Annotated in this window: 15 protein-coding genes; 9 read left to right on the top strand and 6 right to left on the bottom strand. The window is 60.7% G+C overall.

The window, feature by feature from the left end; translation table 11 throughout:
- Window positions 1-44: 44 nt before the first annotated feature.
- The 3 genes from CXF97_RS07735 to CXF97_RS07725 all read left to right on the top strand — a co-directional run bounded on the left by CXF97_RS07735 (window position 45) and on the right by CXF97_RS07725 (window position 1,763).
- Window positions 45-389, top strand: coding sequence for a pentapeptide repeat-containing protein (locus CXF97_RS07735; RefSeq protein ID WP_039761605.1), 345 nt, complete (start codon window positions 45-47; stop codon window positions 387-389).
- Window positions 390-680: 291 nt separating this feature from the next.
- Window positions 681-953, top strand: coding sequence for a TfoX/Sxy family protein (locus CXF97_RS07730; protein ID WP_101157664.1), 273 nt, complete (start codon window positions 681-683; stop codon window positions 951-953).
- A gap of 15 nt (window positions 954-968) precedes the next feature.
- Window positions 969-1,763 (top strand): Crp/Fnr family transcriptional regulator, encoded by a 795-nt coding sequence (locus CXF97_RS07725; RefSeq protein ID WP_101157662.1) that lies wholly within the window; start codon window positions 969-971, stop codon window positions 1,761-1,763.
- A 231-nt stretch (window positions 1,764-1,994) separates the two neighbouring features.
- Here CXF97_RS07725 and CXF97_RS07720 read toward each other — a convergent pair whose 3' ends face one another.
- From CXF97_RS07720 to CXF97_RS07705, 4 genes are read right to left on the bottom strand one after another with little or no spacing between them, the layout of a single operon-like run.
- On the bottom strand, window positions 1,995-2,843 hold the full coding sequence (locus tag CXF97_RS07720) for a ChaN family lipoprotein (protein WP_101157660.1): 849 nt from the start codon (window positions 2,841-2,843) through the stop codon (window positions 1,995-1,997).
- 20 nt (window positions 2,844-2,863) lie between these two features.
- Window positions 2,864-3,631: a heme ABC transporter ATP-binding protein gene (locus CXF97_RS07715; RefSeq protein ID WP_101157658.1), complete on the bottom strand. Its 768-nt coding sequence runs from the start codon at window positions 3,629-3,631 to the stop codon at window positions 2,864-2,866.
- The gene (locus tag CXF97_RS07710; RefSeq protein ID WP_178081163.1) at window positions 3,631-4,614 is read right to left on the bottom strand and encodes an iron ABC transporter permease; all 984 of its coding nucleotides are present in this window, start codon (window positions 4,612-4,614) and stop codon (window positions 3,631-3,633) included. The genes CXF97_RS07715 and CXF97_RS07710 overlap by 1 nt, the downstream gene beginning before the upstream one ends.
- A 50-nt stretch (window positions 4,615-4,664) precedes the next feature.
- Window positions 4,665-5,537, bottom strand: coding sequence for a hemin ABC transporter substrate-binding protein (locus tag CXF97_RS07705; protein WP_101157654.1), 873 nt, complete (start codon window positions 5,535-5,537; stop codon window positions 4,665-4,667).
- A 164-nt stretch (window positions 5,538-5,701) separates the two neighbouring features.
- Between CXF97_RS07705 and CXF97_RS07700 the strand changes: the two genes are divergently transcribed.
- Window positions 5,702-6,019 carry a Rieske (2Fe-2S) protein gene (locus CXF97_RS07700; RefSeq protein ID WP_101157652.1) on the top strand — a complete coding sequence of 106 codons (318 nt, stop codon included), beginning with the start codon at window positions 5,702-5,704 and terminating at the stop codon, window positions 6,017-6,019.
- Here the strand turns inward: CXF97_RS07700 and sfsA are convergent.
- Together sfsA and CXF97_RS07690 are read right to left on the bottom strand one after the other, a co-directional pair.
- Window positions 6,016-6,729, bottom strand: coding sequence for a DNA/RNA nuclease SfsA (sfsA, locus tag CXF97_RS07695; protein WP_101157650.1), 714 nt, complete (start codon window positions 6,727-6,729; stop codon window positions 6,016-6,018). The genes CXF97_RS07700 and sfsA overlap by 4 nt on opposite strands.
- Window positions 6,729-7,898, bottom strand: coding sequence for a pyridoxal phosphate-dependent aminotransferase (locus tag CXF97_RS07690; RefSeq protein ID WP_101157648.1), 1,170 nt, complete (start codon window positions 7,896-7,898; stop codon window positions 6,729-6,731). The genes sfsA and CXF97_RS07690 overlap by 1 nt, the downstream gene beginning before the upstream one ends.
- A 333-nt stretch (window positions 7,899-8,231) precedes the next feature.
- Here CXF97_RS07690 and dksA point away from each other — a divergent pair, with 333 nt between their 5' ends.
- The 5 genes from dksA (at window position 8,232) to CXF97_RS07665 (ending at window position 14,418) form a co-directional block, all read left to right on the top strand.
- On the top strand, window positions 8,232-8,675 hold the full coding sequence (gene dksA / locus CXF97_RS07685) for an RNA polymerase-binding protein DksA (protein ID WP_101157646.1): 444 nt from the start codon (window positions 8,232-8,234) through the stop codon (window positions 8,673-8,675).
- Window positions 8,676-8,870: 195 nt separating this feature from the next.
- Window positions 8,871-9,767: a tRNA glutamyl-Q(34) synthetase GluQRS gene (gene gluQRS / locus CXF97_RS07680; protein ID WP_101157644.1), complete on the top strand. Its 897-nt coding sequence runs from the start codon at window positions 8,871-8,873 to the stop codon at window positions 9,765-9,767.
- Between the two features lie 77 nt (window positions 9,768-9,844).
- A complete protein-coding gene (locus tag CXF97_RS07675; protein WP_003176118.1) occupies window positions 9,845-10,021 on the top strand; it encodes a hypothetical protein in 177 nt (58 codons plus the stop codon).
- Window positions 10,005-12,959, top strand: a complete 2,955-nt coding sequence (locus tag CXF97_RS07670) for a sensor histidine kinase (RefSeq protein WP_178081162.1) — start codon at window positions 10,005-10,007, stop codon at window positions 12,957-12,959. The genes CXF97_RS07675 and CXF97_RS07670 overlap by 17 nt, the downstream gene beginning before the upstream one ends.
- Before the next feature lie 22 nt (window positions 12,960-12,981).
- Complete coding sequence (locus CXF97_RS07665) at window positions 12,982-14,418, top strand: sigma-54 dependent transcriptional regulator (protein WP_101157640.1); 1,437 nt, start codon at window positions 12,982-12,984, stop codon at window positions 14,416-14,418.
- Window positions 14,419-14,841: the final 423 nt, after the last annotated feature.

Here is a 14,841-nt window from a genome sequence, read left to right as displayed (position 1 = left end):
TAGTGGCACTATACTGGCGTCATAAAACCAACAGGTGATCTGACATGAGCCAGCCGAAACTGCTCGACACTCCGCTTTACGCCCTGCTGCACAAAGATGACGTCGCAGGCTTCAACAAGGAACGCCCGCAGGATGGCCCGATCGACATGGTCGGCGGCGATTTCCGTGGCCTCGACCTGCGCGAACTGAACGCCGATGGCGTGGATTTCCGCGATGCGTATTTCCGCTCCGCCGATCTGCGCGGCATCGACTTTCGCAAGGCCTCGCTCGAAGGCGCCAGCCTCGCCCACGCGCAAATCTCCGGGGCGTACTTTCCGCCGGAGCTGAGTGCCGACGAGATCTTGATGTCGATGAATTTTGGCACGCGGTTGCGTTATCGCACCCGCTGATATTCGCAAATCTCCCTGAACCCACGCCCTTTCCCTGTGGGAGCGGGCTTGCCCGCGAAGGCGTCGGGACAGTCGACACTTCTGTGTGATTGACCCGCCGCCTTCGTGAGCAAGCACGCTCACACATTTGTTTCTGCATTTCCTCCCGTCTTCCTGCGTTCGCAGGCATTTCATTACCCTTTCTTAGAAGCTTTTGCGTCGAATCCGACCAAACAACCACGCTTTTCCTACTGATGGCTACACTCCTGAGAAGCTCGCCCACGCACCATTCGGCCGTCGCAAGGAGGCTTGATGAATGATGAACTGCAACACCTGAAAAATCTTGGCAAGACGTCGGCGCAATGGCTGCATGCCGTGGGCATCCACAGCGCCTCGGATTTGCGTCGCCTCGGTGCAGTGGATGCCTATCGGGCCGTGCGTACTCGGGGGTTTCGTGCATCGAAAGTGTTGTTATATGCGATCGAAGGCGCGTTGATGGATGTGCACTGGAACGACATCCCCACCGAGCGCAAGGATGCCCTGAACAAGCAGCTCGAAGCCATTTCTGCGCGCCACAAGAACTGAACAGGCGCTGACGCCATGTATCTACTCGGTGAACGACCGGCCCATGCCGATGCATTGATCAATCGCTTGCAGAGTATTCCTGGGCAGTGGCTGCAGGATTTGTCGCCATGCGCCCCCGTCATCGAACTGGAGGCAACGGATAATCTGTTTGCGCAGGTGCCCGGCGACCAGCTGTTTATGCTGATCGAGGGCGTTGTGCATGGCTGTGTCGCGGGCCGCGCGCTGTTCTACTGGCAGGAAGGTGATCTGCTCGGCCTGCAACAGGGCGAAGAATGGAACGACTGCCGCTTGTGCAGCGACGGGGCCTTGCGCCTGCTGCCCTATCGGCGTGGCGAAGTTCTGCAGCATGTGCATGCCGAGCCTGACCGAACGGAGCAGTTTCTGAGCTACTTGCTCGGGCAAATGGCGCTGCTTGCCCACGCCGTGGCGGAGTTGAAACCGCGCGAGTTTCGCAGCACCAACGGCTTCAAACGCGTTGAGGCCGGCGCCATGCTGATCCAACAGGGCGATTCGGCGGACCATGTCTTCGTCCTGATCGATGGACACGCCGAGGCATTCGTCGACGGGCACAAGGTCGGCGACGTGCCCAGGGACGAGATTTTCGGCGCGATGGCGTTGTTCACTGGGGAGCCGCGCAACGCCACGGTAGTGACGTCAGAGCCGAGCACGGTGATGTTGATTCCGGGTGATCAATTTTTGAGCATGGTCCGCAGTAATCCAAAGATCGCGCACAGCCTCATCGAAGGTATGGCTCGACGTATCGGCCAGTTGAATCGACAGATCACCCAATTGACGATGCGTCGCGACTAGTGCCAACCCCTGTTTCACGGGGCTTCGCGGGCGTTCGTAAAACTAAATTACAGATTTGCAAAAACAGCGGTTGACGCGGTAATGAGAATCGCTATGATTATCACAACTGGTCGCGAGATCAGTCGATATTCTGAAAAGCCCTTGGTTCGGACTCTCAGATTATCTCCTCATCAGGCTAATCACGGTTATTTGACCCGGTTTTTACCGGGTCTTTTTTTGCCTGTGGAAAAGTCATTTGGCGAATTGCTTGCGCATCTGTTCGCAATAATCCGGCTTCGGCGTGGCCGGCGTGTACCAGACGTAATCGGCCATCGCCGGCGTTACCGCATCGCCCTGCTCGGCCAGCATCAACACGGTCGGTGCCTCGCCAGCGCCGAGATCCTGCACATGCAGCGGCACACCAACATCTTTGCGCGCATGCCACGCACCGGCCAGCAGGATCGTAGGCATCGGCGCCGCCAGCATGCTTTCGGCCATCCGTCGATCACGCTGCTGCTGGATCGCCAACATTGCCGGCATCTGTGATTCAGGCAGCAAGCCGCAGTGAGACTCACTGATTTGCCCAAGCAAAGTTTTTTTAACCGAAAGCGAATTGCTGCGCGGACCGTTCAGAGCCGGTGGATTGTGGTAGAACGCGCGGGTTTCGCTGTCGTCAAGATTGGCCGCCAGCAGCGGATACGGCTGCGTCAGGGCGAAGCGCACGATCGGCCCGTAGAGATTCCAGTCCCAGCCATCCTGCCAGGCCAATGCAGCAGGCAGATCTGCCGGAACGGATTTCGACTGGCGCAACGCATCGACTTTCGCTTGTTGATCCGGCGTGAGCATTTCCAATAGCAGACTGCCTTGCGCTCGTTGCTCGCCGAGCGCCTGCAAAAGCCACAACTGCGCCGCATGATGATCGGCATTGTCGTGCTGTTCACCCATGATCAAGCGCTCCGGCTCAGCCAGACGCGTCAGTAATTGCTGCGCGCTTAGCACCTCGCCGTTGCGCAGATCACGGATCTCACCGCTCACCGGCGGAGCCGCCATGTGCTGACACCCCGCAAGCAACATCAGCGCCAACCACCACATTCCACGCATGCGACACCTCGATGACGAATTCAGCGGGCGATGATCAGCGGATGCCCACGCTCCGGGTGCGGCTGTACCAAAACCTCCAGGCCGAACACCGCTTTGAGCGTGTCCGGACGCAGCACCTGCCGCGGGGTATCCAGCGCAACCGGACGGCCGTCCTCCAGCAACAGCACCCGATCACAATAGCGTGCTGCCAGATTCAGATCATGCAGGATCACCAGCACTGCCGCGCCGCGATCGGCGAACTCGCGCACCGCTTGCAACGTGGTGTGCTGATGCAGCGGATCGAGCATCGACGTCGGTTCGTCGAGCAACAAGACTTGCCCTGCCTGCCCCGGCCACAGCTGCGCCAGTACCCGCGCCAGGTGCACGCGCTGACGCTCGCCACCGGACAATGCCAGATAACTGCGCCCACTCAGGTGACCGGCATCGGCGGCGGCCAGCGCCGCCGCGACAATCTCGTCGTCACGCACGCGCCCGGTCTGGTAAGGCAAACGGCCCATGCCGACGACCTCTTCGACGGCGAAGGCAAAGTCCAGTGTCGAAACCTGCGGCAACACCGCCAGTCGTTGCGCCCGTTGCGGTCCGCTCCAGTGACTCAACGCCTGACCATCCAGCGAGACGTCGCCGTCACTGGCGAGCAACTCACCACACAATGCACCAAGCAACGTGCTTTTCCCGGCGCCGTTCGGCCCCAGCACGCCAAGCACTTCACCTGGCTCGAGTTGCAGCGTGACCCCGCTGAGCACAGCCTTGCGGCCACGGCGGACATGCACATTGTGCGCAGACAACATCAGGCACGCCCTCGCAGCAGCAGATAAAGAAAGAACGGCGCGCCGATGAACGCGGTGACAATGCCGATCGGCAACTCCGCCGGCGCCAACGCCAGGCGCGCCACCAGATCGGCCAGCAACAACAGGCTCGCACCCGCCAGAACAGAGGCCGGCAACAGAACTTTGTGATCGGGGCCGGCCAGCAGGCGCACCAAGTGCGGGACCACCAGCCCGACAAAACCGATCATGCCAGCCGCAGCCACCGCCGCGCCGACACCCAGCGCGGTGCAGAACACCAGTTCGCGCTTGAGCCGTTCGACATTGATGCCCAGATGACCGGCCTCGGATTCGCCGAGCAACAAGGCATTCAATGCCTTGGCCCGACGCGGCAGCCACAGCGCGACGCCGATGGAGATGATCAGCAGTGGCCACAGCCGCGCGTAACTGGCGCCATTAAGGCTGCCGAGGTTCCAGAAGGTCAGGGTGCGCAGCGTGGCGTCATCGGCCAGATAAGTGAACAGACCGACCGCCGAACTGGCCAGCGCCGTCAGCGCGATACCGGCCAACAACATGGTCGCCACATGCGTCTGACCGTTGCGCCGGCCCAGCCGATAGACCAGCGCCGTCACTCCGAGCCCGCCAAGAAACGCACACACCGACAACAGATACGGCCCGAACCACTCCGGCAGGCCGCCAAAGAACGATCCGCCGACAATCGCAATCGCTGCGCCGAGTGCCGCGCCACTGGACACCCCGACCAGCCCCGGATCGGCCAGCGGATTACGAAACAAGCCCTGCATCGCCACCCCGGACAGCGCCAGCACGCCTCCGACCGCCAACCCGAGCAAGGTTCGCGGCAGGCGGATCTGGCCGAGAATCAGCTCAGCCTGCTCCAATCCTTGCGGCGCCAATGGCACGCCGATCAGACGCAGCGCCGCGCGCAAGGTATCGAACAACGGCAGGCTCACCGGCCCCAGCGCCAGCGACAGCCAGATCGCCAGCAGACACACCAATGTCAGGCCGATAAACAAGCCACGGGGTCTGACCAGTGTGGTCATTGGCCGCCCTTGGCGGGGTAGAAACCGTCAGTCAGGGTCCTCAGTGCTGCCGGCAGCCGCGGCCCGAGTCCGCCAACCAGCAACGTCGGATCCAGCTCCATTACCCGTCCGGCCTTGGCCGCACGACTGGAATTGAGAATCGGATTTTCCTTGAACAACGCGGTTTTTGCCGCTTCGCCCGTCAACGCTCGGTCGGCGAACACCAGCACTTCGGGATCGAGGCTGGCGAGAGATTCCACTGAAAACGGTTTGTAGCCGGTATGCGTCGCAAGATTGTGCCCGCCGGCCTGTTGCAGCAGCCAATCGGCGGCAGTGTCCTTGCCGGCGATCAACGGCTTGCCGCCGGCGTGCCCAACCAGCAGCAACACGTCCGGGGCTTTGCGTGTGGTTTGCACTTGGGCAACTCGCACTTCCTGCGCTTGGAGTTGCTGTTGATAAGTCTGCAGCAGTTGCGCCGCTTCCTCTTGCGCACCGAGCAACTGGCCCAGATGAGTGACATTCTTTTCCAGCGTCGGCAGATCAGGCTGTGCCGAGAACAACTCGACATTCACCTTGGCGGCTTTGACTTGCGCCAAAACCGGCGGCGGGCCCATTTCTTCGGTGCCGATCAGAATGTCCGGGCGCAGGCTCAAGATGCCTTCGGCCGACAGGCTGCGCTGATAGCCAATGCTAGGCAGCGCCTGCATCGATTCGGGATGCTGACTGGTGGTGTCGACCCCAACCAGCTTCGACTCGCCGCCCAACGCGCTGACCCATTCCGACAGCGCGCCGCCGGCGCTGACCCAGCGTTGCGGTAAATCCGCTGCGGCCGCCTGATGGCTGAGCAAAAGGCCGGCGCACAGCATGGCAACGCGGGTTTTCGGGCGCATATACAGCTTCCTTGAACAAGGTTTCCCGGGCATCGGCGCAGCGAGCCAAGTATCCTCGGCAACGGCCAGACTCCCTTTGGGAGAAGGCCGCCATTTGATAATTGTTTGCATTTGAACGTCAAGCTCGGACATATCCAGACACGAGCGGACACTAGAGGATAGCCATGAAGTTCCTTTGCACCGGCTGCGATTTGGCCGAGGCCGACAGTCGCGGTTTCGTTATCGAAGGCAAAAAGCTGTTTGCCGTGCGTCGCGGCGGGCAGGCCTACGTTTATCTCAATCGCTGCCCGCATCGCGGCGTCGGACTTGAATGGCAGCCCGACCAGTTTCTCGACCCGAGCAACAGCCTGATCCAGTGCGCCAGCCACGGCGCACTGTTTCTGATCGAGGACGGCGAGTGCGTTGCCGGCCCGTGCGCCGGGCAATCGCTCACGGCGATCAAATGCCGGGAAGATACACAAGGCGTGTGGGTCGATGTTTAACCGTTCAGCCGCACATCAAGTCGACGGTCGATGACCATCTCTTCATGGTCGAGACGCACGCCGTAAGCCAGCACCTCGACACCGCAGGCGACCGCCTCACGTAACGCCTCGGCGTAAGCCCAATCAATCTCCTCGGCCGGGCGCACGGCGTCAATGCCGGTGAGGTTCACACAGTAAAACTGCACCGCCCGAATGCCGTCGCGCGCCAGATGCGCCAGCTCACGCAGATGCTTGGCGCCGCGCTGGGTCACCGCATCGGGAAACGCCGCTACCGCCGTGCCGTCGAAGCCGAGGGTGACGCTTTTCACTTCGACATACGCCGGGCCGCTGGGATATTCGAGGCGGAAGTCGATGCGGCTTTTTTCCTGCCCGTACGCAACTTCACGCTTCAATGCGGTAAACCCGGCCAGTTCGGTGATCACACCGGCCTGCAAGGCTTCCTCGACCAGACCATTGGCGCGCCCGGTGTTGACGCAGAACAGCCGACCCTGCGGGGTTTCGCCAATCTCCCAAGTGCCAGGCAATTTGCGTTTCGGGTCGTTGGAGCGACTGAACCAGACCTGCCCGCCCTCGACTTGGCAATTGAGCATCGAACCGGTGTTCGGACAGTGAATGGTCAGCAACTCGCCGCTAACGGTTTCGATATCGGCAAGAAAACGCTTGTAGCGACGGATCAGTCGCGCCTCTTCCAGAGCTGGATAAAAGCGCATCAGCCTTGCCAGCTCTTCAAACCGCGCGCGATGCGCTCCACGGCTTCCTGTAAACGTGCGAGGTTTTGTGTGTAAGCGAAGCGCACGTGATGGCCGGCCTGGTAGCGGCCGAAATCCAGTCCGGGTGTGAAGGCGACGTGCTCGGTTTCGAGGAAATGTCGGCAGAACGCGAAGGCATCACCGTCGAAACGGCTGATATCGGCGTACAGGTAAAACGCGCCTTCCGGCTCAACGGCGATGTTGAAACCGAGTTCACGCAGCGCCGGCAGGAGGAAGTCGCGACGGCGCGCAAATTCGGCGCGGCGCTCTTCAAGAATCACGATGGTGGCCGGCTCGAAACAGGCCAGCGCTGCGTACTGCGCCATGCTCGGCGCGCTGATGTAGAGGTTCTGCGCGAGTTTTTCCAGTTCGCTGACCGCCGCGTCTGGCGCCACCAGCCAGCCCAGGCGCCAACCGGTCATGCCGAAATACTTGGAGAAACTGTTGAGGACAAAAGCGTTGTCATCGACTTCCAGCACACTGCCGGCATCAGTGCCGTAGGTCAGGCCGTGGTAGATCTCGTCCACCACCAGATGCCCGTGTCTGGCTTTGATCGCTGTGGATAACCCGGCCAGTTCATCACGAGTCAGCAAAGTGCCCGTCGGGTTGGCCGGCGAAGCGACAAGGGCGCCGACACTGTCGTGATCCCAATGCCGCTCGATCAGATCCGGGGTCAATTGGTAACGCACCTCCGGCCCGACCGGCACCAGTTGCGCCGCACCTTCGACCAGCCGCAAGAAATGCCGATTGCACGGGTAGCCCGGGTCGGCGAGCAGCCAGTGTTTACCCGGATCGACCAATAGGGCACTGGCCAGCAACAGCGCGCCGGAGCCGCCGGGTGTGATCAGAATCCGCCGCGGGTCAATATTCAGGCCGTAGCGCGACTGGTAAAACCCGGCGATCGCCTCGCGCAGTTCGGGAATGCCACGGGCAGCGGTGTAGCGAGTCTTGCCCGCCGTCAACGCAGCTTGTCCGGCGCGGATGATCGGTTCGGCGGTGGTGAAGTCCGGCTCGCCGATTTCCAGATGAATCACGTCGTGGCCTTCAGCCTGCAATTCATTGGCCCGCGCCAGCAGCGCCATCACATGGAACGGTTCGATCGCACGACTGCGCGCACTGTAGGGGGCCATTGGATTGCCTTCGACAGGAAAAAAGAGACGATTCTACCTGTCTGCCGGAACGAGCGAGAACCCGTGAAGGTCACAGCCTCAAGAACGCTGGACTGTAACGATCTGAACGTACGCTCCAGGATTGACTAAAATCAGTGATTGAACAGGTCTCCAACCCCACAGACACGGCTTGCCAAACATCTGCAAGCGCCACCCGCCGGGGGCTCGACATCCGGGAGTAGCGCAGGCTGATTTGATCTGGTAAGTTCGCCCGCTTGCAGCCGCAGGGCCGGCAGGTGTCGGTGATGGAGCAATCCTGCGCAATGGATTACAAGAGTAGAGGCGGTCTATTTCATGTCCACCCAAGCAAAGCAACAGCAGCAAGCGACGATCAGCGGCTTCGAACCTTACGTTCCGAAGGCGGGTGAAGAGTACATGGGCGCCCCGATGCGCGCGCATTTCACCAAGATCCTGAACAAGTGGAAACTGGACTTGATGCAGGAAGTCGACCGTACGGTTGATCACATGAAAGACGAAGCGGCCAACTTCCCCGACCCGGCCGACCGTGCCAGCCAGGAAGAAGAATTCGCCCTCGAACTGCGCGCCCGCGATCGCGAGCGCAAGCTGATCAAGAAAATCGACAAGACGTTGCAACTGATCGAAGACGAAGAGTACGGCTGGTGCGAGTCCTGCGGCATCGAGATCGGCGTCAAGCGCCTCGAAGCCCGTCCGACTGCGGATCTGTGCATCGACTGCAAGACCCTGGCGGAAATCAAGGAAAAGCAGGTCGGCAAGTAATCTCGATCTGAACGAAAAACGGAGCGTGCGAACGCTCCGTTTTTGTTTGTGCGGTTCCTGCTTTTGTGGGAGGGGGCTTGCTCCCGAATGCGGTGTGTCATTCAACATCCAGGTTGTCTGAACTGACGCTTTCGCGAGCAAGCCCGCTCTCACAGGGGTAACCTGCGTAAATTCTGAATAGCTCTTATCGCCTCCATGACTGCCAAGACATCCCTCGCCTACATCGGCCGCTTTGCCCCTACCCCCAGTGGTCACCTGCACTTCGGTTCGCTGGTTGCTGCGCTGGCGTCCTATCTCGATGCCCGCTCGGTTGGCGGGCGCTGGCTGGTGCGCATGGAAGATCTCGACCCGCCGCGCGAAGAGCCCGGTGCGCAAGCGGCGATTCTCAAGGCGCTGGAGAGTTACGGCTTCGAATGGGACGGCGAAATGGTGCGCCAGAGCGATCGGCATGCGGCCTACGCCGAGGTGCTCGACAGGCTGTTCAATCACGGTCTGGCCTATGCCTGCACCTGCTCGCGAAAACAACTGGAGCCGTATCACGGCATTTATCCGGGGTTTTGCCGCAACGCCGGCCACGATCAGCACGACGCCGCGATCCGCCTGCGCGTGCCGGAGCTTGAATACCACTTTATCGATCGCGTGCAGGGCGAATACCGCCAGCACCTGGGCCGCGACGTCGGCGACTTCGTCATTCGTCGGCGCGACGGTCTATACGCCTATCAATTGGCGGTGGTGCTCGACGACGCCTGGCAAGGCATTACCGACATCGTCCGTGGCGCCGATCTGCTCGATTCCACGCCGCGACAGCTGTATCTGCAGGAACTGCTCGGTATGAAACAGCCGCGCTATCTGCATCTGCCGCTGATCACCCAACCGGACGGCAACAAACTCGGCAAGTCCTACCGCTCGCCACCGCTTGAAGCCGATCAGGCCACGCCGTTGCTGCTGCGGGCCTTGCGCGCGCTGGGGCAGAATCCTGGCAGCGAGCTGGCGCACGCTTCGCCGCGCGAACTGCTGGCCTGGGGCTGCGCGCACTGGGATGCCGAAAAGATCCCGCGCACACTGACCCTGCCCGAAGCGCAACTGCAATGACGACACTTGCAGTCGCGCGCCCATCCGTTACCATCGCCGCACGTTTTCGGGCACGTGCATAAAAAAGAGAGGCCGGGATGTACATCTATCGCTTGGTCCTGCTTTTGGTCGTCGGGATCTACCTGTTCTCCCCCGCCATCATGGATTGGTGGATCGACGCGACGGGCGCCTGGTATCGCCCTTATCTGCTCTGGCTGATCCTGATTGTTGTGACCTTCATCCTGCAGAGCCAAAAAGATGCCGATGAGCTTTAGCCTGACCCAGATGATCCTGATCAGCGCCGCGTACCTGGCGGCGCTGTTCGGCGTTGCCTGGGTCAGCGAACGGGGCATGATCCCGCGCGCGATCATTCGCCACCCGTTGACCTACACCTTGTCGCTGGGGGTTTACGCCAGTGCCTGGGCGTTCTACGGCACAGTGGGCCTGGCCTATCAGTACGGTTACGGCTTTCTGTCCAGCTATCTCGGCGTGTCCGGTGCGTTTCTGCTGGCGCCGGTGCTGCTATATCCGATCCTGAAGATCACCCGCACCTATCAACTGTCGTCGCTGGCCGACCTGTTTGCCTTCCGCTTTCGCAGCACTTGGGCCGGTGCGCTGACCACGATTTTCATGCTGATCGGCGTGCTGCCGTTGCTGGCCCTGCAGATCCAGGCAGTGGCCGACTCCATCGGCATCCTGACCGGCGAGCGCGTGCAGAGCCGCGTGGCGCTGGCGTTCTGTGCGCTGATCATTCTGTTCACGATTTTCTTCGGCTCCCGGCATATCGCCACGCGCGAGAAACATGAAGGGCTGGTGTTCGCGATTGCCTTTGAGTCGATCATCAAACTGATCGCCCTCGGCGGCGTTGGCCTGTATGCGCTGTATGGCGTGTTCGACGGCCCGCAACAACTCGAATTGTGGCTGCTGCAGAACCAGACCGCCCTCGCCGCTCTGCACACGCCGTTGCAGGAAGGCCCGTGGCGCACGCTGTTGTTGGTGTTCTTCGCCTCGGCGATCGTGATGCCGCACATGTATCACATGACTTTCACCGAAAACCTCAACCCACGCTCGCTGGTCAGCGCCAGTTGGGGCCTGCCGCTGTTTCTGCTGCTGATGAGTCTCGCCGTACCGCTGATTCTCTGGGCCGGGCTGAAACTGGGTGCTACCACCGACCCGGAATATTTCACCCTCGGCATCGGCATTGCCGCCAACAGCAAACCGCTGGCTTTGCTTGCCTACGTCGGTGGTCTGTCCGCTGCCAGCGGCTTGATCATCGTCACCACGCTGGCTTTGTCGGGCATGGCGCTGAACCATCTGGTGCTGCCGCTCTATCAACCGCCGGCCGAGGGCAATATCTACCGCTGGCTGAAATGGACCCGCCGGGCGCTGATCGTGGCGATCATCATGGCCGGTTTCGGTTTCTACCTGATGCTCGGCGTCGAACAGGATCTGGCCAACCTCGGCATCGTCGCGTTCGTTGCAACTTTGCAATTTCTGCCCGGGGTGTTGTCGGTGCTGTATTGGCCGACCGCCAATCGCCGTGGCTTCATTGCCGGTCTGTTGGCGGGGATCACGGTCTGGGTGGTGACCATGCTGCTGCCGCTGGTCGGCAATCTGCAGGGTTTTTACATTCCGCTGCTGAACATGATCTACGTGCTCGACGACACCAGCTGGCACATGGCGGCCATCGCCTCGCTGGCCGCCAACGTGTTGATGTTCACTTTGATTTCGCTGTTCACCAACGCCAGCCCGGAAGAAGCCAGCGCCGCCGAAGCCTGTGCGGTGGACAACGTGCGCCGCCCGCAACGTCGAGAGCTGCACGCCGCCTCTCCGCAGGAGTTCGCTACGCAACTGGCCAAACCGCTGGGTGCCAAGGCTGCGCAGAAGGAAGTCGAGCAAGCGTTGCGCGACTTGTATCTGCCCTTCGACGAGCGCCGCCCGTACGCCTTGCGCCGTTTGCGCGACCGCATCGAGGCCAACCTGTCCGGGCTGATGGGCCCGAGCGTGGCCCAGGACATGGTGGAAACCTTCCTGCCGTACAAGGCGGGTGGCGAAAACTACGTCACCGAAGACATTCACTTCATTGAAAGCCGGCTCGAGGATTACCACTCGCGCCTTACCGGGCTTGCCGCCGAACTCGATGCGCTGCGCCGCTATCACCGCCAGACCTTGCAGGAACTGCCGATGGGCGTCTGCTCGTTGGCCAAGGATCAGGAAATCCTGATGTGGAACAGGGCCATGGAGGAACTCACCGGGATTGCCGCGCAGCGTGTCGTCGGCTCGCGCTTGAGTACCATTGGCGAGCCATGGAAAGATCTGCTGCAGGGCTTCATCAACCTGCCCGATGAGCATTTACACAAACAGCACCTGACACTCGATGGCCAGACGCGCTGGCTGAACCTGCACAAAGCGGCGATCGATGAGCCCCTGGCACCGGGCAACAGTGGTCTGGTGTTGCTGGTCGAGGATTTGACCGAAACACAGATGCTCGAAGACAAACTGGTGCATTCCGAACGCCTGGCCAGCATCGGTCGGCTGGCGGCGGGGGTGGCCCACGAAATCGGCAACCCGATCACCGGCATCGCCTGTCTGGCGCAGAACCTGCGCGAGGAGCGCGAAGACGACGGCGAGCTGACGGAAATCAGCGGGCAGATTCTCGAGCAGACCAAACGCGTCTCGCGCATCGTTCAGTCGCTGATGAGTTTCGCCCATGCCGGCAGCCATCAGCACAGTGACGAACCGGTGTGTCTGGCCGAAGTCGCGCAGGACGCCATCGGCCTGCTGGCGCTGAACCGGCGTAATTTCGAAGTGCAGTTCTACAACCTGTGTGATCCCGACCATTGGGTCGAAGGTGACCCGCAACGGCTCGCCCAGGTGCTGATCAACCTGCTCTCCAACGCCCGCGACGCTTCGCCGCCGCACAGTGCGGTACGGGTCAAGAGCGAAGCCGGCGAACACACGGTCGATCTGATCGTCGAAGACGAAGGCAGCGGTATTCCATCGAGCATCATGGACCGATTGTTCGAACCTTTCTTCACCACCAAGGATCCGGGTGAAGGCACCGGTCTGGGCCTTGCACTGGTCTATTCCATCGTTGAAGAGCATTATGGACAAATCACCATCGACAGCCCGGCTGATGTACAAAGCCAACGCGGCACCCGTATCCGGGTGACCTTACCGCGTCATGTCGAAGCGACGTCCGCTGTGAACTGAGACCGTCGAGAGTATCGAATCAATGCCGCACATTTTGATCGTCGAAGACGAAACCATTATCCGCTCCGCCTTGCGCCGCCTGCTGGAACGCAATCAGTACCAGGTCAGCGAAGCCGGATCAGTGCAGGAAGCACAAGAGCGCTTCACCATTCCTACGTTCGACCTGATCGTCAGCGACCTGCGCCTGCCCGGCGCCCCGGGCACTGAGCTGATCAAGCTCGGCCAGGGCACGCCGGTGCTGATCATGACCAGTTACGCCAGCCTGCGCTCGGCGGTCGACTCGATGAAAATGGGCGCTGTCGATTACATTGCCAAACCGTTCGACCACGATGAGATGCTCCAGGCCGTTGCGCGGATCCTGCGCGATCGCCAGTCGGCGCCAGCTGCCGGCGAAGCCACCGCGAGCAAGCCTGCCACCGGCAACGGGAAAGCCGCTGTGGATAACAGCAATGGCGAAATCGGCATCATCGGTTCGTGCCCGCCGATGCAGGATCTTTACAGCAAGATCCGCAAGGTCGCGCCAACCGATTCCAACGTGCTCATCCAGGGCGAATCCGGCACCGGTAAAGAGCTGGTGGCCCGCGCTCTGCACAATCTGTCGAAACGCGCCAAGGCGCCGATGATTTCGGTGAACTGCGCAGCCATTCCGGAAAGCCTGATCGAGTCCGAACTGTTCGGCCACGAGAAAGGCGCGTTCACTGGCGCCAGCGCCGGGCGTGCCGGTCTGGTCGAAGCGGCGGACGGCGGCACGTTGTTCCTTGATGAGATCGGCGAACTGCCACTGGAAGCCCAGGCCCGCCTGTTGCGCGTCTTGCAGGAAGGCGAAATTCGCCGGGTCGGCTCAGTGCAGTCGCAGAAAGTCGATGTGCGCCTGATCGCTGCAACCCACCGCGATCTGAAAAGCCTGGCGAAAATCGGCCAGTTCCGTGAAGACCTTTATTACCGTCTGCACGTGATTGCTCTGAAACTGCCGCCGCTGCGCGAGCGTGGCGCCGACGTCAACGAAATCGCCAATGCTTTCCTCGCTCGCCAGAGCGCGCGCATCAATCGTACCGATCTGAGATTTGCCGCCGATGCCGAACAGGCCATCCGGCATTATTCCTGGCCGGGTAATGTGCGAGAGTTGGAAAACGCCGTAGAGCGCGCCGTGATTCTCAGCGAAAGCCCGGAAATCTCGGCCGACCTGCTGGGTATCGACATCGAACTGAGCGATCTGGACGACGACGAGTTCATCGGCCTGCCGCCACAAACCGCAGGTAACGCCAGCAACAACAGCCATGAGCCGACCGAAGACCTGTCCCTGGAAGACTACTTCCAGCACTTCGTCCTCGAGCACCAGGACCACATGACCGAAACCGAACTGGCGCGCAAACTGGGCGTGAGTCGCAAATGCCTGTGGGAACGCCGCCAGCGTCTGGGCATTCCACGGCGCAAGACCGGCGTAGCGAGCGAGAGCTGAACGTTACCTGTCGCTTGCGCAGGTAACGCACGAGATTGTGAAAAAACTGTTACCGCAGTCGATTCACGTAACAGAAGCCGGGGTTATCGGTAACGAAACCCCGGCTTTTTTTCGTCCCTGGAAAACGGCCATAACGACCTAACCCCTTGTTTTGTTGGGGTTCGCAAAAGTTGGCACGCACCCTGCTATATGTTTGGTACAAGAACAATAACAAGCAATGCACAAGACAATAAAAATAAGACGTATCGACTCACGCACAATAAAAACAAGACGGCGAGAGGCGCAGCTAACTGATTCTTTTGGAGAGGCGTTGTATTTGGGGCTTGCCCCACGACCAGGCCGAGAACAACAAAAACTGTCCTAAGACAGAGCCTGTACTGGTTGGATCGACAGATCACTGCAATTCAGCGACCAAAGCAATCC

Origin of the sequence: Pseudomonas sp. Choline-02u-1 (genome assembly GCF_002836515.1) — a bacterium.
GTDB lineage: Bacteria > Pseudomonadota > Gammaproteobacteria > Pseudomonadales > Pseudomonadaceae > Aquipseudomonas.
The sequence above is the reverse complement of the archived record's forward strand: the minus strand, read 5'-3'. Positions and strand labels throughout refer to the sequence as shown.

Bases quoted from the DNA above. Each gene is read 5' to 3' on its own strand.
- CXF97_RS07735 (WP_039761605.1), top strand. From the start codon at position 45: ATGAGCCAGCCGAAACTGCTCGACACTCCGCTTTACGCCCTGCTGCAC.
- CXF97_RS07730 (WP_101157664.1), top strand. From the start codon at position 681: ATGAATGATGAACTGCAACACCTGAAAAATCTTGGCAAGACGTCGGCG.
- CXF97_RS07725 (WP_101157662.1), top strand. From the start codon at position 969: ATGTATCTACTCGGTGAACGACCGGCCCATGCCGATGCATTGATCAAT.
- CXF97_RS07720 (WP_101157660.1), bottom strand. From the start codon at position 2,843: ATGCGTGGAATGTGGTGGTTGGCGCTGATGTTGCTTGCGGGGTGTCAG.
- CXF97_RS07715 (WP_101157658.1), bottom strand. From the start codon at position 3,631: ATGTTGTCTGCGCACAATGTGCATGTCCGCCGTGGCCGCAAGGCTGTG.
- CXF97_RS07705 (WP_101157654.1), bottom strand. From the start codon at position 5,537: ATGCGCCCGAAAACCCGCGTTGCCATGCTGTGCGCCGGCCTTTTGCTC.
- CXF97_RS07700 (WP_101157652.1), top strand. From the start codon at position 5,702: ATGAAGTTCCTTTGCACCGGCTGCGATTTGGCCGAGGCCGACAGTCGC.
- sfsA (WP_101157650.1), bottom strand. From the start codon at position 6,729: ATGCGCTTTTATCCAGCTCTGGAAGAGGCGCGACTGATCCGTCGCTAC.
- CXF97_RS07690 (WP_101157648.1), bottom strand. From the start codon at position 7,898: ATGGCCCCCTACAGTGCGCGCAGTCGTGCGATCGAACCGTTCCATGTG.
- dksA (WP_101157646.1), top strand. From the start codon at position 8,232: ATGTCCACCCAAGCAAAGCAACAGCAGCAAGCGACGATCAGCGGCTTC.
- gluQRS (WP_101157644.1), top strand. From the start codon at position 8,871: ATGACTGCCAAGACATCCCTCGCCTACATCGGCCGCTTTGCCCCTACC.
- CXF97_RS07675 (WP_003176118.1), top strand. From the start codon at position 9,845: ATGTACATCTATCGCTTGGTCCTGCTTTTGGTCGTCGGGATCTACCTG.
- CXF97_RS07670 (WP_178081162.1), top strand. From the start codon at position 10,005: ATGCCGATGAGCTTTAGCCTGACCCAGATGATCCTGATCAGCGCCGCG.
- CXF97_RS07665 (WP_101157640.1), top strand. From the start codon at position 12,982: ATGCCGCACATTTTGATCGTCGAAGACGAAACCATTATCCGCTCCGCC.